Below are 17,104 nucleotides of genomic sequence, written 5' to 3' on the forward strand. Positions count from 1 at the left end.
TCCGGCCCGGAGACGGTCATCGCGGAGGCGGGCCGCCCGCGGCCGGGAGGCGGGCCGTGCGCGGCCGGGGACCGGTCACCGCGGCGTGAGCCGTACCACCTGGGACTCGGCGGCCCAGCGGGCCGTCAGGCCCGCGCCGTCGGCGGCGTTGAGCCGGTCCTTGGCCAGCGCGGCCACCGCGTCGGCGGCCTCGGCCTGGTCCACCACCTCCACCGAGGCGTCGAAGGCGACCAGCCGCGCGCCGTTGTCCTTGCTGCGTAGCGTCACCTGGACCCGGCCGGCCTCGGTCAGCCCGGGCAGCGACTGCTCGCCGCCGCCGGTGACCACGTAGATCGCGCCGTCGTGCCAGGTGTGCCAGGCCAGCCGGGGCCGGTCCAGCGAGAGCCACAGCACGCCCGACTTCTTCGCGCCCTCCTCGATCACACTCATGACACGAATGTACGGCCCGCGCCCTTGCGAGCCCCGGGCGCGGGCCGTACACGATCGGGACGGGTCAGCGGCGGGCGAGCTTCCACGCGGCGGGAAGCAGCCCGGCCGCGACGGCGATCTTGATCGCGTCGCCGACCAGGAACGGGATCACACCGGCGGCGAGCGCCTCGCCCAGGCCCAGGCCCAGGGTGGCGATGAGGACCGGGAGGCCGAAGGCGTAGATCGTCAGGTTGCCGAGGACCATCGTGCCGACCGTGCGGGCGACCGTGCGGTCGCCGCCGCGCTCGGCGAGCCTGCCGACCAGGGCGGCGGCGGCGATGAAGCCCAGCACGTAACCGAAGGTGGGGCCGCCGAAGCCGGAGGCGCCGCCCGCGAACCACGGCACGCCCGCGATGCCGACGAGCATGTACAGGGCCATGCTCAGCGCCGCGCGGTTCATGCCGAGGGCCGCGCCGACCAGCACGACGGCGAAGGTCTGGCCGGTGACCGGGACCGGCCACATCGGGAAGGCGAGCTGGGCGGCCAGGCCGGTGAGGGCGGCGCCGCCCACGACGAGCGCGGCGTCGCGGACCCGGGCACCCGGGATGAGGTCGGACAGTACGGCGGGCTGAGCCACCGGAGAAGCGTTTGCCATCGTTTCGTCTCCCTTTGCCGAAGCGTGCTCTCCATTATTCGGACATCCGGCCCGTGGTCCGCTCAAGGGGTGCGCCAAGAAACAGGGGTCGGAGTTTGTGCGGGCGCGACAGCGCCCCCGTCCGCGGAATCTGCCGGGCGCCCGCTACGGTGTGGCCATGCGCTCCCGACGTTCGTGCCTGGCGGTCCCCGGCAGCAGCCCCCGGTTCCTGGAGAAGGCGCAGGGCCTGGCCGTCGACGAGGTCTTCCTCGACCTGGAGGACTCCGTCGCGCCGCTGGCCAAGGAGGAGGCGCGCGGGAACATCGTGGCCGCGCTGCGCGAGGGCGACTGGTCGGGCCGGGTCCGGGTGATCCGGGTCAACGACCTGTCCACGCAGTGGACCTACCGGGACGTGATCGAGGTGGTCGAGGGCGCCGGGGCGTTCCTCGACTGCCTGATGCTGCCCAAGGTCGAGGACGCCGGGCAGGTGGCCTGGCTGGACACCCTGCTGACCCAGATCGAGAGGGCGAACGGGCTGCCGGTCGGCCGGATCGGCATCGAGGCGCAGATCGAGAGCGCCCGCGGCCTGGTCAACGTGGACGCCATCGCCGCCGCGTCGCCCCGCCTGGAGACGCTGGTCTTCGGCCCCGCCGACTTCATGGCCTCGATCAACATGCGGACGCTGGTCGTCGGCGAGCAGCCCCCGGGCTACACCGAGGGCGACGCCTACCACTACATCCTGATGCGGATCCTGATGGCCGCCCGCGCGCACGACCTGCAGGCGATCGACGGGCCCTACCTCGCCATCAAGGACCTGGACGGCTACCGGCGGGTGGCCGCGCGCTCGGCGGCCCTCGGCTTCGACGGCAAGTGGGTGCTCCACCCGACGCAGATCGAGGTGGCCAACGAGGTCTTCTCGCCGTCCCAGGAGGACTACGACCGCGCCGAGCTCATCCTCGACGCGTACGAGTACTACACGACGGTGGAGCGGCGCGGCGCGGTCATGCTGGGCGACGAGATGATCGACGAGGCGTCCCGGAAGATGGCGCTGGTGGTGGCGGCCAAGGGCCGTGCGGCCGGGCTGCCGCGCACCACCGCCTTCACCCCGCCTGCGGCCTGATCCCGATGGCGGCGGAGCACCGCGGCGGCCTGACTCCGACGGCGGCGGAGCACCGCGGCGGCCCGCACCCCGCCTACAGCTTGACCCCGATCGTGGTGAAGAACCACAGCGACGAGGTCACCCAGAGGCCGGCCAGCGCGGTGAACGCCAGCCCGCCGAGCAGCGGGAGGGTCCAGCCGGGCAGCCCGCGCTTGGGCAGGGCCAGCATCTTCGCGGTGAACACGCCGTAGAAGAAGCAGCCCAGCAGAGAGTGGACCAGCACGCGGGTCACGTCGAACTGGGCGCCCAGCGCGTACAGGCAGTGGAAGGCCACCGGGATCGTCAGCAGGAACGCGGCCCGGCCCGACCAGCGGTGCAGGGCGCCGATCCACGGCACGTCCAGTCTGATCCGGCCCCACATCACCAGCGCGGAGAAGACCTGGACCCCGGCGAGCAGGAACGCGCCGGTGGTGAGCCAGGACTTCATGGCCAGCGGCCCGGAGAACCCGGCGGGGCCGACCGCGAAGCCGGTGGGCGTGTGGGCGCGTCCGTAGACGCCGAGCGCGACCGCGACCAGCCCGCCGACGACGAGCGGGACGAGCAGTGGGGCGAGGTTCTGCCGGGGCGGGGTCCGCAGGGCCTGCGTGTCGTCCGCCGTGCCGTTCGCTGGGGTGCCGCTCATCAGAACTCCTCGATGAACTCGTCGACGTCCTTGGGATCGACCTGTTCGCCGTTGACGGTCGCGTTCTCCCCGGGCTCGGGGACGGCGACGTCGGCGGGCGCGCCGTCGACCAGGGTCAGGCCGACGCGGGTGCCGTCGGCGAGGTAGATCCATCCGGCCCGGACCTTCGCGCCGCGGACGATCGCGCTGGCCCGGTAGAGGCCCGACGGCTTCTTGACCGTCGGCGCGGTGAAGTCCCACTCCTTCGAGCCGAACTCCAGCGTTCCGGTGGCCCTGCCGCCGCCGAGCGCGGCGGTGAGGGAGGCTCCCTCCGGTCCGGTCAGGACGACCTTGCCGTCGGCGGCCTTCCCCCGGAGCCAGGCCTCGACCCTGCCGTCGCAGAAGTAGCCGACGGCCTTGCCGTTGCGGATGGAGACGGCGATGAGGCCGCCGTTGCCGCGGACCCGGCCCGCGTAGTCGGCCTTGGCGGGGACGGGCTTGGCGGTCCTGGACGGTGCGGGCGCGGCAGAGGCCTCCGAGGTGGCCTCGGCCACCGCGGCGGGCCCGCCCGCCGCGCCGGCGTCCCGGGCCGGCGGCGAGGTGGTGGCGCTGAGCGCGCCGAGCGCGACGGTCGTCGCCGCGCCGGCCGCCAGCGTGAGTACGGGCCCCAGCCGTTTCATGTTCGCTCCCTGGGGTCGGGGTTTCCTGCCCTCATGAAAGCTCCCACCGGCCGCAGTGTCTGTGAAGTAATGCGCACTGGGGCGGAGAGGAGAGATTCATGTGCTCCCCGGACTGGTCGAAATCGGATTTGCCATTTCTGGCGGTGACGAATCCGGCGCCGGGCCGATGAATCTCGCTAGAGAGGTCTCGCCAGGAGGGCTCCGGCGTGTTGCTCTGGATGGGGCGCCCCGCCGGGGTCGCGCGACGGCGAGAGGTGATCGTTTCAATGGGACGGGGTAGTAGTAGGGTCGCGTGCGATTTGCCGTTTCCATAAGGGATTGCGGTCGGGCGTTGAAGACGACTGGAACGGTCCGGAATCAGCGGATCCGGATGCGTAGGCTTCCTTCGAGGAGGTGCTGAGCGTGGCCTCGGGCCCTCACGACCCGCGCTCGCGAGAACGGCCGGCGGACGGCGGCGGCGCGTCCGGTGGAACGCCGCACGGAGCGGAGTCCCAGCAGTCCCAGGAGCCGCACGGGTTCCGCAGGCCCGACCCGTCCCAGGAGCCTCCGAGCCCCCATTCTCCGCCGACGATCCAGCACTTCCCCCCCGGTCCCTCCGACGGCCGTCCCCGCGGCCTCCCGCTCTCCTCCCCCTGGGTGGCGCCGCCCTTCGCGGCTCCCGCGCCGGAGGAGGCCGATCTCCCCGCCTCCTCCCGGGCGCCCGCCGCCGGCCGCCGCCGTCCCTACGCCCAGCCGTACGCCTCGCCCGCCGCGGCCGCCTCGTCGTCGCCGGGCTCCGCGGAGCCGGAGGACCCCTCGGCGGGGCGGGGCCCTTCCGAAACGCCGGGCCCCGCTGAGGCGTCCTCCGCCGACCGGCACGCGACGGGAGCCTCCGCCACCGGACCGGGAGCGGAGTCCCGCCCGCGCGGGAGAGCGGCGGGCCGCCCCGACAGGCTGGTGGCGTCCGCTCCCGCCGAGCCGGTTCCTCCCGCGCCGGAACCGGGAGCGGAGTCCCGGCCGCGCCGGGGAACGGCGAACCGGCCGGACCGGTTGGTGGCGTCCGGACCTCCCCGCCGGGTCCGGAGGCCGCAGGACGAACCTCGGGACGACCCGCAGGATGACCCGGGAAAGCGGCCCCAGGCCGTGACCGTGCCCGGGCCGGAGTCCGAGCCGCCTGCCGCGCCGTCGGGGGAGCCCGCCGGGTGGACGCCCGAGCGGGAGGACGACTTCGAGCCCGTGCGGCGGGTCGGCCGCCCGCCGGCCGGAAGACCGGCGCGGCCGGACCTCCTGGTGGCCCAGGGTCCGCCCCGGCGCGGACCGGGCGGAGGACGCCACCGGCCGGCCGCCGCGCCCTCGGCCGTGCGCCGTTCCAGCCCGAAGCGGGGCAGGGGTGGACGCCGGCTGGTCGTCCCCCTGGTGATGGTCCTGGTCCTCACCGCGGCGGTCGGCGGGGGCCTGGCGCTGTGGGGCTGGGTGAGCGACTCGCTGGGCACGGGACTGCGCCTGGCGGGCGGTGACTTCCAACCGGCGGACGGGACCTTCGCCTCGCCCGTCGACGGCGGCGGCGACGGTTCCAGCCAGGTGCTCAACGCCGTCGCCGCGGTGGGGCCGACCGTGGTGGCGGTCGGCAGCGACACCACCAGCCCCGTCCCCCGGCCGCTGTTCCTCGTCTCGCCGGACGGCGGCACGACCTGGCGGCTGGGGAAGGTGACCGGGTTCGCGGGCCAGGAGGGCGGACCGGCCACGGTCGGGCTGGTCGCGGGCGGCGACGGCCGGTGGCTGGCGGCGGGCAACGAGCCGTCCGGCACCGGAGGGCCCGCCGGGAGCCTCACCGTGGGACTGTGGAGCAGCGTCGACGGCCACCGCTGGAGCGCGGTGGACGCCGAGGGACTGACCGCGTTCGCGAGCGGCGACAGGATCACGGACCTGGCCCGGACCTCCTCCGGCTTCGTGGCGGTCGGCACCGCCGTCCTCGGCGACGGCACCTCGGGCGCCGCCGCCTGGACCTCGCCCGACGGGCGGAGCTGGACCAGGGTGGAGACGCGCGACATCGGCGCCCCGGACAGGATCCGCGGCCTCAGGGCGGTCGCCGCCCGGGGGGACGCCGTGGTCGCGCTGGCCGATCCGGCCCAGGGCGGTCCGGGCTCGGTCGTCCTGCGCTCCGGCGACGGCGGGAGGTCCTGGCTGCCGTCCGGAGTGGCGCTGGACGGCGTCGTCGCGCAGCCGGGCACGCTCGCCGTGGCCCGGAAGGGGTTCGTCCTGGTCCCGCTCCAGCAGCGCAGCGCCAAGGGGGAGGTACGGGTCCACTGCTCGGCGGACGGCGGGAAGTGGGAGGCCTGCGGCGCCATCACGGGACTGGACGCGCAGGGATCGGGCGTCAAGCGCCTGACCTCCTCCCCCGAGGGGGTGGCCGCGGTCACCGAGACGGGCCTGGAACGCTACGCCGTGCACACCAGCGCGGACGGCCGCGAGTGGACCAGGGCCGCCGACCTCGGGCGGCTGCCCGGCTCGCTGCGGGCTCTGGCGGTCTCCGGCACGGGCACGCTCGTCGTCGGCGGCGACGAGCGCGCCGCCGAGGTGGACAACCGGCTCGTCCTCATCACGGCGGCCAAGGGGAGCAAGGCGAAGGCGGTCCCCCTGTCCGAGATCCGGGGCCTGGTCCGGGCCGCCCGCGAGACGGCCCGGGTGGCCGCGGGGGAGGGCCGGTTCGTCGCCGTCGGCTCGGTCTTCGGCGACGCCGGGATCTGGAGCAGTCCGGACGGGGAGAAATGGCAGGCGGCGGGACCGGCGGAGATCCTCGGCGGCGCGCACCGGCAGGCCCTCGGCGACGTGGCGTACGGCAGGAAGGGCTGGCTGGCGGTGGGCGGGACCATGAGCGGAGCCTCCTCGACGGAGCCACTGCTCGTCACCTCCGCCGACGGCGGCGACTGGCGCCGGGTCCCGGCCGCGGATGCGCTGAGACCGGCGGGCGACCGCGACTTCCTCGCCCCGCACGTGGTCGCGGCCGGCCCGTCCGGCTACGTCCTGGCCGGTGAGGAACGGGGCGCGGCCACCGCCGTCCCCGTCCTGTGGTTCTCCGCCGACCTGAAGCGCTTCACCCGGGCGGCGGGGCTGCCCGCGGGCGGCGCGGGGGTGCGCCTGCACGACGTCTCGCCCACCTCGTCCGGTTACATGGCCGTCGGCGGCTCCGGTACGGCGGGGCACGAGACCGGCGTGGTGTGGGTCTCCGCCGACGGCGTCACCTGGACCGCGCGCAAGCCCGTCGTCCCGGTCGGCGCGACGTCGGCGGGACTGCGGCACGTGGTGACGTACGGCGGGCAGGCCGTCGCGATCGGCGCCGCGGAGACCGCCGAGGGCAGCCGGGCGTTCGGCGCCGTCTCCCGGGACAACGGGGCGACGTGGGAGACGGTCTGGCTCCCCGCCGACCAGGCGGCCGCCGTGCACGACCTGGCGGCGACCCAGGACGGGGTGGTGGCGGTGGGCCGGCAGGGCGCTCGGGGGGAGGGGGACAGCGCGGTGTGGACCTCAGGGGACGGGCGGTCCTGGCAGCTGCACACGCCCACCCAGGGGCACCTCGCCGGTGGCGGCCTCCAGTGGCTCGGCGCCGTCGCGGTCTCCGGCGACCAGGTGGTGGCCCTGGGCCGGTCCACCACCTACGACGCCGACCACCTCACCCTGTGGCGGTCGACCCTGGCGGCGGACCGATGACTCCCCAACCGGTGAGGGCGTCCAGCAGGCCGGAGACCAGGGGCAGGCGGGGCAGCTCGCCGGGGTCGAACCAGCGGGCGTCGGTGGCGTCGTCGCCGGGGACGAGCACGCCGCCGACGACCTCGGCCAGGTAGTCGCGGATCTCGTAGACCACGCCTTCCGGGCCGGGGCGGTCCACCGTGCCCGCCAGCGGCCCGACCGAGACCGTCAGCCCGGTCTCCTCCGCCACCTCCCGGACGACCGCCTCGGCGTCGGACTCGCCGGGCTCCACCCGGCCGCCGGGAACCGACCAGAGCCCCTCGCCGGGCGGGCGGCCGCGGCGGACGAGGAGCAGCCGCCGGGAATCATCGGAGATGATCGCCCCCACACAATTTACGCGCACCTGAACAAGATTACGGCTCCATAACGGACTGCACTCTTGACTGACCGGTCATCAGAAGAGCACCGTGGGTAGGCGTGAGAGCATCGCCTACCTGCCCACGCTGTTTCGGCCCGCTTCGCCCGCCGAGTGCTTGGTCAAGCGCCTGGCGATGCGGCCCGCACGGCGACGTCCTGCCCCTGCAGCCGCCGCGGCAACCGTCGGAGGCGGCCGTGGAGGCCGTCACCCGCGAGGCCCACGTCCCGGTCTGGATGCCGTGGCCGCTGCCGGCCGGCTGGCTGGTCACCGGGTTCGCCGCGGCCGGCGACGAGCGCACCGGCACCCGGGCCACCGTCGTCGCGCTGTCCGGCCCCTCGCTGACCCAGGGTCCCGCCGATCTGCTGATCATCGCGGAGGAGCCGGGGGTGGGACTCGGCGCGGGGTTCGCCGGGCTGCCAGGCCCCGACCCGGGGGAGGGGTTCGGCGACGGCCCGCCGCACGCGAAGATCGACGTGAACGGCCACCCCGCCGCGCTCTGGTGCGTGAGCGGCGCCTCCGACCGGGCGGTCTACGCCGGTGAGGCGATGGGCGACTGGCTGTGGGCCGTCGTCTGGCCCGCCGACGCGGGCTGCCTGGTCGCCCTCTTCGAGCTCTCCCTGCGTGACCTGCGCGACGACGGGCAGGTGTTCGACCTGCCCTTCGGCGCCTTCTCGCCGCGCCTGGAGGTCGGGGAGGCCTGACGGCCCGGCGCGCCCGGCGGCGTCCTCGTGCGCCCGGCTTCGGCGCCCCAGCATGCCCTGATGTCCGAGCATGCCCCGACGTCGGCCCGGCCGGGCGTGGAACCCCGCAGGTCCCGGCGCGGGCCGGATGGCTAGCATTGAGGCGATCCCCCTCCGCTCCGGCCAGGGGGACGCGTGTTCGACATCCAGTTCTTCGTCGAGGCGTTCGTCACGATGTTCGTCATCATGGACCCGCCCGGCATCATCCCGCTCTTCCTCGCCTACACCGGCGGCCGCGGTACGGCCGAGCGCAGGCGGATCGCCTGGCAGGCGCCCATCGTCGCGTTCTGCCTCGTGGTGCTGTTCGCGGTCTTCGGGCAGGCGATCCTCGGCTATCTGCACGTCGAGGTGGCGGCCATGCAGATCGCCGGCGGCCTGCTGCTCCTGCTGGTCGCCCTCCAGCTGCTCACCGGTGAGACCGAGCCGCCCGCCAACACGATGAAGTCCAACGTGAACGTCGCCCTGGTCCCCCTCGGCACGCCCCTGCTCGCCGGTCCGGGGGCGATCGTCGCGACCATCGTCTTCGCGCAGCAGGCCGGGGCCAAGAGCGGCGGCATCCTGGCGCTCGCCCTGGCCATCGGGGTCGTGCACATCCTGCTCTGGGTGTTCATGCGCTTCTCGCTGGCCATCGTCCGGGTCGTCAAGGAGAACGGCATCGAACTCGTCACCCGCATCGCGGGCCTGCTGCTCTCGGCGCTCGCCGTACAGCTCATCATCACCGCCATGCGCACGCTCCTGGGAGTGGCGCCGTGACGCGCGGCGTCGCAGTCGACCTGCGAGGGGGCTCCGGCGTCTGGACTGAGGAGCGAAGGAGCGCAGCGGATGAGCGACGAGGGAAGACGGCGGTTACCGGCCCCTGAGCCGCGACGCGCAGCGTCGCCACCGACAGAGGCATTGATCTGCTCCCGCCCTGAAAGCGGCGGGGATTCCCGTGCCGCTCACGCGGCAGCCCGCGGTGCGCCGCGCGCCGTGGAACGGGTGCTTGACGCTTCACCGACCCGGGCACCCCCCGAAGTCTCCACGCCCTGAGACGACCGGCCCGGCCGCCTGTCCTTTGATTTTGACGCATTTCGCCGCGTTCACATCGGCGTGCTCGACCTGCCCGCAGGCGGTGCAACGGAAGAGCGCTTGGCTCTCGCGGCTCTTCGCATCCACCCGCCCGCAGGCCGGAGCCGAGCACGTCTGGGACGTGTACGCGGCCGGAACCGCACTGACGACACTGCCGGTGTAACGGGCCGCCGAGCGCAGCGCGACCTCCAGCCCGTACCGGCCCTTGTCCAATATCGCCCGGTTCGGGCCAGACTTCTGCGCCACCCGCGCACCCGGCGCCGCGGCCGTGCCGGACGCCGACGCGGTCATCGCGCGCACGTGCAGGTCCTCCAGCACGATATGCGCGTAATCGCGGGTCAGTCGGTGCGCGGCCTGGGCGGTGAAGTCCGCGCGCCGCCGCCGCGCCCGGCGGCCGCGACAGCCGGAAGGGCACCCAGCCGAATTTCGGCAGGAACACCCGCGCCCACCGGCGGTTGATCGTCTGGACCGGGATCTGCTTGGGGATGGGGAACCGGAACGACGGCCGCCAGCGGGCCCGGGTCTTCCAGCGGACCTTCCAGGTGCCATGCCGCCGGCACGCCGCGTCCAGGTCCTTGAGTGCCTGCTGCAGCGCCTGCGTGGGTGCTTCGGCCAGCCAGGGAAAGTCCCTTTTTGGCCTCGGCGAGCTGCCGGCACTGCTCGGCATAGCCGACGAACGCGCCCCGGGCGCGGTAGACGCGGCGCTGCTCCAGTGCGGTGTTCCACACCGCCCGGCACACGGCGGCGACCCGCTCGGCCAGCAGCCGCTGCCCGGCGTCGAACTCCAGCCGGTACCTGCGCCCGGTCAGCACGCGAAACACCTCCCCACCCCATCGATCACCCGCCCTGCGTGTGCGGACTCGAACGCGTTAGCGGCCACGTCATGATCGAGGAGGGTGAACACCGGCACGGCGGACACCGGGTGCCCGCGCCGCCCGCCTGGCAGGGCATCGTGACCGCAGAGCGGCGGAACGCCGCCGATGACGCGGGGCCGCACCGCCGGAAGAGATCACGATCGGGGTGAGCGGTGGCTCCGGGACCGGGGCCGGGCTGCGCGCGTTCGATCGCGAAGGCGACCCTGTCCAGCTCCTGGCCTGCTCCCCGCCCCCGGCCGTCGGCGGCGAACCGGTCACCTCGCCGGAGGGCTGCTCCTTGCCCGGCCCGCGCACGGAGTCCACCGGCCGAACCAACCGCGCCATCACGCACGGCCGCTTCCGATCTCCGGGCTACGTGGCCGCTTCCTGCGGTGGAGCCCTGCTGACCGTCCTCAGGACCTGCATCGACCAGCAGTCCCGCTCTTCGGACGTTTGCGGGTTCCGCGCCGCGCGCTCGGGATGGCCCGCCTGACGGCGGGCCATCCCCTGACGGGGACCGCATTCATCCTCGGCCTGGAGGCCGAGGCTTTCTCCGGATTCCCGGTAAGGTTCTGAAGCGTGACAGCCCGTATCGAGCGAGTGGTGACCGAGGGTGACGTCGACGTCGACGGCACCGAGCACAAGGTCGAGAACAACACCTGGATCGTGGGTGACGATGAGGAGGTCATCGTCATCGACCCCGCGCGCGACGCGGAGAAGATCCTGGAGCAGGTCGGCGAGCGGGAGGTGCTCGCCGTCATCTGCACCCACGGCCTGCCCGACCACGTCGGCGCCGCCATCGAGGTGGCCGCGCGAGACGAGGCCGTGGTCGCCATGCACCCCAAGGACAAGCCGCTGTGGCGCCGGACCTGGCCGGACACGTGGCCGGACATCGAGCTCGAGGACGAGGGCGTGTTCGCCGTCGCCGACGTGGAGCTGGAGGTCATGACGACCCCCGGTGTCACGCTGGGCGGCATCTCGCTCTACTGCGAGGAGCTGGACGCGGTCTTCACCGGCAAGACGCTCCTGGCCGACGGCCCGGGCAGGATCGGCGGTGAGTACCCCGCGCTGGCCGACCAGCTCTCCACGATCGGCGGGCGGCTGTTCACCCTGCGCCACAGCACCCGCGTGCTGCCCGCGCACGGCGAGGAGGCCGTCATCGGCGACCTGGAGCCGCGGTTCGACGCCTGGCTGTCCGGTTCGCTGACCCGCGGCACCGCGGAGGCGGAGGCGGAGGCGGAGGACGAGGGTCCGCTGAAGGACGGGACGCGCGCCGCGGGGATCCGGCTGAACCTCGACCGCGACTAGCCCTCCATGGACCAGCTCCCCCTGGAGGGCGTCCCGCGGCGGCTCTACTCCTGCACGCCGTCGCGGCTCAACGGCTGGCTGGACTGCCCCCGGCGCTACCGGTTCGGCTACCTCGACATGCCCGTGCCGCAGCGGGGGCCGCGGTGGGCGCACACCAGCGTGGGCGTGAGCGTGCACAACGCCCTGGCCGGCTGGTGGCGGGAGCCGTACGACCGGCGCACCCCCGCGACGGCGGAGGCGCTGCTGGCCAGGGGGTGGATCGGTGACGGGTTCCGGGACGCCGGGCAGTCGGCGGCCTGGCTCGACCGGGCGCGGGCGATGGTCGCCCGCTACACCGCGACCCTCGACCCGGCCGACGAGCCCGTCGGCGTCGAGCGGACCGTGGCGACCAAGACCTCCGTGCTCGCGCTGTCCGGCCGCGTCGACCGGCTCGATCGCAGGGGCGGGGAGCTGGTCGTGGTCGACTACAAGACCGGCCGCCGCCCGCTGACCGAGGACGAAGCCCGCTCCTCGCTGGCGCTGGCCGTCTACGCCCTGGCCTCCTCCCGGATGCTGCACCTGCCGTGCAGGCGGGTCGAGCTCCACCACCTGCCGACCGGCTCGGTCGTGGCGTGGGAGCACACCGAGGAGTCCCTGGAGCGCCACCTGCGCCGGGCGGAGGAGATCGCGACCGAGGCCGCCGAAGCCGACGAGCGCTACGGGACCTGGGCGGAGGCGGCGGGACGGAGCTCGCGCGCGAGCGCGGGCAGGGGCCGGGGCAGGGGCGCGGCGGGGAACGCGGACCGCACGCCGCCGGAGGTCCCGCCGGAGATCGAGGCGCTCTTCCCGCCGCGGACCGGCCCGCTCTGCTCGTGGTGCGACTTCCGCCGCCACTGCCCCGAGGGGCGGGCGGCGGCGCCGGACAAGCTTCCCTGGGACGGCCTGGCCGACTCCTGAGGGTCCCGGATCCTTCCGGCCCGCCGTCCGCGGTCGACGGGCAGGGCCCGCACCTGAGCGTCGGGGAGCGCCGGGCCGTTGCCCCGTGGGGCGGGGAACGGGCGCCGACCGTCGCGTCATCGGCGCCGGACGCCCGACAGATGGCGGATGATCCGGCGCGGACCGGCTGTGAGGATGAACTCCATGGATTCCGAACTCGAAGCCTTCCTGGCGTTCCTTCCGTCCTGCCCGCCGCCTACATCGCGACCGCCGAGTTCGACCCGCTCCGCGACGAGGCCATCGAGTACGCGCTGCGCCTGCTGCGGACCGGCGTCCCGGTCGAGCTGCACCAGTGGGCCGGGACCTTCCACGGGTCGCAGGCCCTGCCCGCCGAGGTGTCGCAACTGCAGATCGCCGAGCTGGGCGCCACCCTGCGCCGTGCTCTGGCCGAGTGAGGTGAGCAAGCCTCGCCGAAGCGCGTCCGGAGCAGGCGGCGGCTCCTCATGGGGCCGCCCGTGCACGTCGCCCCGGTCCTGGCACCGGCGGCCGCGGTGTGACCCGCTTCATCCTGTCGGGCGCTCTCCGGCGGCCGGGGACGCGCCGACCGGCCAGCGCCGGGGATCGGTCAGCCCTTTCAGGCCCCGGCTCACGTCGTAGCCCGCCGCGCCCAGCCGCCCGCGGGAGGCGGTGAGCATCTCGCGGGTCCGCCGGGTGAAGGCCCGGTCGTGGACGGGTTCGGGAAGGGCGTTCATGCTCAGCCGGAACGCCCGCAGCGCCGCGGTGACCGCGCCGCGGGGCACTTCGGGCAGCACGCCGTACATCCTCCTGGCCCAGCCGGGCAGCGAGTGGTAGCACAGGGCGCCGAACGGGAAGTAGGCCGGTTTGCCGGGGTTGAGCATGCGGAGCCCGGCGGGCAGGCGCGGCCAGAGCAGGAAGCGGACGGTCTCGGCGGCCTCGGGGGTGACCTTCAGCGCGGGCCGGACCCCGGCGAGGTAGTCGTCCAGCTCGGCCAGCGAGCCCGGCACGTCCTCGGCGTGCAGTCCCACGTAGCCGGCACTGCGGCGCTGCTCGGCGAGGTAGCGGTCGGCCTGGCGGTCGCTGAGCGCGAGACCCGCCCGCCGCGCCACCGACAGGTAGGACGAGACCTCGGCGCAGTGCACCCAGAGCAGCAGTTCGGGGTCGTCCACCCGGTGGGTCCGGCCGGTGTCCGGGTCGTCGATGCGCAGGCTCCGGTGGATGCCCCGGACCCGACGGCCGATCTCCTCGGCCTCCGCGGGGCTGCCGAAGGTCACCCGGCCCACGAAGTCGGCGGTACGGCGGAGCCGCCCGAACGGGTCGTCCTGGAAGGTGGAGTTCTGCCAGACCCCGCGCATCGCCAGGGGGTGCAGGGCCTGCAGCATGAGGCCGTGGACGCCGCCGATCCACATGGAGCGGTCGATGTGCACGAGCCAGGTCGCGGTGTGCGGGGGCTGGACGACGATGTCTTCGATGCTCGCCATGGTAAGTAGATGGTTACACAAGATTGGACGGATCGTCCAACAGGGTGTCGCCTCCGTGGTCGGGAACCGTCCCGTGACGTGCGTCCCACCGTGACTACCGTGACCGCCGGGGAACGCCGGGGAACACCGTCTCCGTGGCGGGGGAACCGTACCGCCGGAGCGGTCAGCTCAGCAGCCGGGCCTCGGCGGCGTTCCAGAACCGGACGAGGGCGGCGGCCGTGGTCTCGGGGGCCTCCACGGCGGGGGAGTGCGCCGCGCCGGGGACGACCACGCACTCGGCGTCCAGCCGGTGCGCCATCTCGGCCTGCAGATGCGGGGGCCAGCCGTCGTCGTGCTCGCCGTACAGGACCAGGGTGGCCACGCCGACCTGGGCGAGGTCCCCGCAGCGGTCGGGCGCGGAGAGCACCTGCCGGGTCATGGTGGTCATGCCCACCGGCGAATTGGAGAACAGCCGCTTGCGCAGGAACGCGACGATCTCATCGGGCACCCCGGCGGCCAGCGCCTCCGGCTCCATCCGATGGTGCCACAGGTGCTCCAGGCCGGACTCGGGCAGTTCGGTGAGCATGGCGCGGCCGAAGCGCTCGCGCGGGCCGACGATCGCGCCCGGGCCCGAGCTCATCAGCGTGTAGGAGGCGAACTTGGTGCGGCCGTCGATGACCGCCTCCCGGGTGACCAGTCCGCCGAAGGAGTGGCCGACCAGATGGAGGGGCTCGTCCCCGCTGACCGTCTGCGCCAGCAGGTCGATGTCGTTGCCGAGCGCCGCGCAGGTGTAGGCGGCGGGGTCGTCCGGGCCGTCCGTCTCGAACTGGCCGCGCATGTCGATCGCGATGACCCGGCGGCCCGACTGGGCGAGCGTCTGGAGGACGGAGATGAAGTCCTCCTTGCTGCCCGTGAGACCGGGGACCAGCAGGGCGGGCCAGCGCTCCGGGATGCCGCTGACGGGCATCGCCTCCAGTGCGGCGAACGTGCCCGCCGCCGTGTCGACCGAGATGGGGCGGACACCGGGAGGCAGGGTCAGAAAACGCGGCGTACTCACGTGAGACCACGATACCTCTCTGGTCGGGATGGCCTGCCGCCTCGGCGGACGGCCGCGGCCGACGGAGGAGGGACACCGGGCGGGATGCCCGGAGTCCCTCCCCCGCGGTTACGGCTGGTTGCCGCGGCGGGGTCCCCGCTGCTGGCCCCGGGCCGCCGGGCGGCGGCGGTTCTGGACGCGTTCGGAGGCCGCCGAGGGGGCGATCTCGTCGTCGTCCGTCGCCAGGTCGGGAGACTTGAAGATCACCGCGAACGGGCTCGGCGGAATGATCTTCTCTGGCTCGGGGCGCTGCTGCTGGGGCGCGGGCGCCGGCTCCTCGACGTCCGGGTCGGGGGCGTCGAGGTCCTCGGCGGCCACCGGCTCGACGGGAGCGGTCTCCGGGCTCCGCCCGGTCCTGCGGGTGCGGCCGCGCCGGGGCGCGGACTCACCGTCGTGCGGTGCCACATCTGCCTCCACCTGAGGGAGCTCGACGGCGGGACTCGGGACGTCCGCGACCTCGACCGGCGCCGCGGCCTCCTCGACGGCGACCGTCTCCGGGACCGCCGTCTCCGGGACCGCCGTCTCCGGGACCGCCGTCTCCGAGGCCTCCGCGCCGTTCCGGCCGCCGCGCGTGCGGCGGCGCTCGCGCGGGGTGCGGGCGGGACGCTCGCGGCGCTCCTCCCGCTCCTCGTCGCGGCCCTTGCGGGGCGTGCGCGAACGGGTGCGGCCGGTCTCGCCGAGGTCTTCGACCTCCTCGGCCGCCAGGCCGGCGCGGGAGCGGTTGGCGCGCGGCAGCACACCCTTGGTGCCCTCGGGGATGCCCAGGGCGCTGTAGATGTGCGGCGAGGTCGAGTAGCTCTCGACGGGCTCGGCGAAGTCCAGCGAGAGCGCGTTGTTGATGACCTTCCAGCGGGTGAGGTCCTCCCACTCCACGAAGGTCACCGCCACGCCGGTGCGGCCGGCGCGGCCGGTGCGGCCGATCCGGTGCACGTACGCCTTCTCGTCCTGCGGGCAGTCGTAGTTGACGACGTGGGTGACGTCGTCGACGTCGATGCCGCGCGCCGCGACGTCGGTCGCGACCAGGACGTCGATCTTGCCGTTGCGGAAGGCCCGCAGGGCCTGCTCGCGCTGGCCCTGGCCGAGGTCCCCGTGGACGGCGGCGGCGGCGAAGCCGCGCTCCTTGAGGTCCTCCACGACCCGGTCGCAGGCGCGCTTGGTCTCGCAGAAGACCATCGTGAGCCCGCGGCCCTCGCACTGGAGGAGGCGACCGAGAATCTCGATCTTGTCCATCCGGTGCGTGCGCCAGACGAACTGCGTGGTCTGCGGGGTGGCCTCGGCCTCGGCGTCGTTGTTCTCGGCCCGCACGTGGGTCGGGCGGTTGAGGTAGCGCCGGGACAGGCCGACGATCTCGCCCGGCAGGGTGGCGGAGAACAGCATCGTCTGCCGCTCGGCCGGGACGAGCTTGATGATCCGCTCGATGTCGGGCAGGAAGCCCAGGTCGAGCATGCGGTCGGCCTCGTCCAGGACGAGCACGCCGATCTGCGAGAGGTCGAGGTGCTTCTGCTTGACCAGGTCGAGCAGGCGGCCGGGGGTGCCGACGATGACGTCGACGCCCTGCTTGAGTGCCTCGATCTGGGGTTCGTAGGCGCGCCCGCCGTACACGGTGAGGATCCGGGAGCCCAGCTTGCCTGCGGCCGTGACCAGGTCCTCGGTGACCTGGACGGCGAGCTCGCGGGTCGGTACGACGATCAGCCCGCGAGGCTTCTTCCGGTTCTTCCTGGGCTTGCCGACACGCTGGAGCATCGCCACGCCGAAGGCGTAGGTCTTGCCGGTGCCGGTGCGCGCCTGGCCGATGATGTCCTGGCCCGCGAGGGCCAGGGGGAGTGCCATCTCCTGGATGGGAAACGGCGTGGTGATGCCCTCGGTGTCGAGGGCGTCAGCGATCTCTGGTGTGACTCCGAGGTCTCGGAACGTCGTCAGCTTGGCCTGCCTAAATCTCCGTTGAAGGCAGTCCTGCCGGGACCACGGGCCGACAACTCCCCGTGCCGGGTCCTCGCGGAAGGGCCAGCCCTCTCAATGTCATCAGCGACCGCTGCGGCGTCACGCCGATTTCCGGGGGGCGTTCAGGAGGGATCTCCT

The 17,104-nt window shown here is 74.0% G+C and carries 17 protein-coding genes; 7 read left to right on the plus strand and 10 right to left on the minus strand.

What is annotated here, in order from left to right; all coding sequences use genetic code 11:
• Positions 1-75: 75 nt before the first annotated feature.
• Positions 76-429 (minus strand): hypothetical protein, encoded by a 354-nt coding sequence (locus IEZ07_RS15135; protein ID WP_191895324.1) that lies wholly within the window; start codon positions 427-429, stop codon positions 76-78.
• Between the two features lie 64 nt (positions 430-493).
• Complete coding sequence (locus tag IEZ07_RS15140) at positions 494-1,063, minus strand: biotin transporter BioY (protein WP_191895325.1); 570 nt, start codon at positions 1,061-1,063, stop codon at positions 494-496.
• A gap of 157 nt (positions 1,064-1,220) precedes the next feature.
• Between IEZ07_RS15140 and IEZ07_RS15145 the strand changes: the two genes are divergently transcribed.
• Complete coding sequence (locus IEZ07_RS15145) at positions 1,221-2,162, plus strand: HpcH/HpaI aldolase/citrate lyase family protein (RefSeq protein ID WP_191895326.1); 942 nt, start codon at positions 1,221-1,223, stop codon at positions 2,160-2,162.
• A 73-nt stretch (positions 2,163-2,235) separates the two neighbouring features.
• Here IEZ07_RS15145 and IEZ07_RS15150 read toward each other — a convergent pair whose 3' ends face one another.
• Together IEZ07_RS15150 and IEZ07_RS15155 are read right to left on the minus strand one after the other, a co-directional pair.
• Entirely contained in the window at positions 2,236-2,823 is a 588-nt protein-coding gene (locus tag IEZ07_RS15150) for a DUF6529 family protein (protein ID WP_204054376.1), read from the minus strand.
• A complete protein-coding gene (locus IEZ07_RS15155) occupies positions 2,823-3,482 on the minus strand; it encodes a hypothetical protein (protein WP_191895327.1) in 660 nt (219 codons plus the stop codon). The genes IEZ07_RS15150 and IEZ07_RS15155 overlap by 1 nt, the downstream gene beginning before the upstream one ends.
• Positions 3,483-4,604: 1,122 nt before the next feature.
• Between IEZ07_RS15155 and IEZ07_RS15160 the strand changes: the two genes are divergently transcribed.
• Positions 4,605-7,169, plus strand: coding sequence for a beta propeller repeat protein (locus IEZ07_RS15160; RefSeq protein WP_191895328.1), 2,565 nt, complete (start codon positions 4,605-4,607; stop codon positions 7,167-7,169).
• Here IEZ07_RS15160 and IEZ07_RS15165 read toward each other — a convergent pair.
• Positions 7,132-7,551 (minus strand): NUDIX hydrolase, encoded by a 420-nt coding sequence (locus IEZ07_RS15165; protein ID WP_191895329.1) that lies wholly within the window; start codon positions 7,549-7,551, stop codon positions 7,132-7,134. The genes IEZ07_RS15160 and IEZ07_RS15165 overlap by 38 nt on opposite strands.
• Positions 7,552-7,625: 74 nt before the next feature.
• Here IEZ07_RS15165 and IEZ07_RS15170 point away from each other — a divergent pair, with 74 nt between their 5' ends.
• Complete coding sequence (locus IEZ07_RS15170; RefSeq protein ID WP_191895330.1) at positions 7,626-8,267, plus strand: DUF6758 family protein; 642 nt, start codon at positions 7,626-7,628, stop codon at positions 8,265-8,267.
• A gap of 174 nt (positions 8,268-8,441) precedes the next feature.
• Positions 8,442-9,059 (plus strand): MarC family protein, encoded by a 618-nt coding sequence (locus IEZ07_RS15175; RefSeq protein ID WP_068901376.1) that lies wholly within the window; start codon positions 8,442-8,444, stop codon positions 9,057-9,059.
• Positions 9,060-9,296: 237 nt separating this feature from the next.
• Here IEZ07_RS15175 and IEZ07_RS35685 read toward each other — a convergent pair whose 3' ends face one another.
• Positions 9,297-9,692 (minus strand): zinc ribbon domain-containing protein, encoded by a 396-nt coding sequence (locus tag IEZ07_RS35685; RefSeq protein WP_239319981.1) that lies wholly within the window; start codon positions 9,690-9,692, stop codon positions 9,297-9,299.
• 20 nt (positions 9,693-9,712) lie between these two features.
• Complete coding sequence (locus IEZ07_RS35690; protein ID WP_239319979.1) at positions 9,713-10,186, minus strand: helix-turn-helix domain-containing protein; 474 nt, start codon at positions 10,184-10,186, stop codon at positions 9,713-9,715.
• Positions 10,187-10,807: 621 nt separating this feature from the next.
• Between IEZ07_RS35690 and IEZ07_RS15185 the strand changes: the two genes are divergently transcribed.
• The 3 genes from IEZ07_RS15185 to IEZ07_RS15195 all read left to right on the plus strand — a co-directional run bounded on the left by IEZ07_RS15185 (position 10,808) and on the right by IEZ07_RS15195 (position 12,906).
• On the plus strand, positions 10,808-11,536 hold the full coding sequence (locus tag IEZ07_RS15185) for an MBL fold metallo-hydrolase (RefSeq protein ID WP_191895331.1): 729 nt from the start codon (positions 10,808-10,810) through the stop codon (positions 11,534-11,536).
• A 6-nt stretch (positions 11,537-11,542) separates the two neighbouring features.
• The gene (locus IEZ07_RS15190) at positions 11,543-12,472 is read left to right on the plus strand and encodes a RecB family exonuclease (RefSeq protein ID WP_191895332.1); all 930 of its coding nucleotides are present in this window, start codon (positions 11,543-11,545) and stop codon (positions 12,470-12,472) included.
• Positions 12,473-12,612: 140 nt separating this feature from the next.
• Positions 12,613-12,906 (plus strand): alpha/beta hydrolase, encoded by a 294-nt coding sequence (locus IEZ07_RS15195; RefSeq protein ID WP_204054375.1) that lies wholly within the window; start codon positions 12,613-12,615, stop codon positions 12,904-12,906.
• 108 nt (positions 12,907-13,014) lie between these two features.
• On the opposite strand, the gene IEZ07_RS15200 is transcribed toward IEZ07_RS15195, so the two are convergent.
• From IEZ07_RS15200 to IEZ07_RS15210, 3 genes are all read right to left on the minus strand, one after another.
• A complete protein-coding gene (locus IEZ07_RS15200) occupies positions 13,015-13,950 on the minus strand; it encodes an oxygenase MpaB family protein (RefSeq protein WP_191895333.1) in 936 nt (311 codons plus the stop codon).
• A gap of 163 nt (positions 13,951-14,113) precedes the next feature.
• A complete protein-coding gene (locus IEZ07_RS15205) occupies positions 14,114-14,986 on the minus strand; it encodes an alpha/beta fold hydrolase (RefSeq protein ID WP_191895334.1) in 873 nt (290 codons plus the stop codon).
• 108 nt (positions 14,987-15,094) lie between these two features.
• Positions 15,095-16,855, minus strand: coding sequence for a DEAD/DEAH box helicase (locus IEZ07_RS15210; protein ID WP_191895335.1), 1,761 nt, complete (start codon positions 16,853-16,855; stop codon positions 15,095-15,097).
• Between the last annotated feature and the right edge of the window lie 249 nt (positions 16,856-17,104).

It is taken from the genome of Planomonospora parontospora, from assembly GCA_014647935.1.
GTDB classification, from domain to species: domain Bacteria; phylum Actinomycetota; class Actinomycetes; order Streptosporangiales; family Streptosporangiaceae; genus Planomonospora; species Planomonospora parontospora.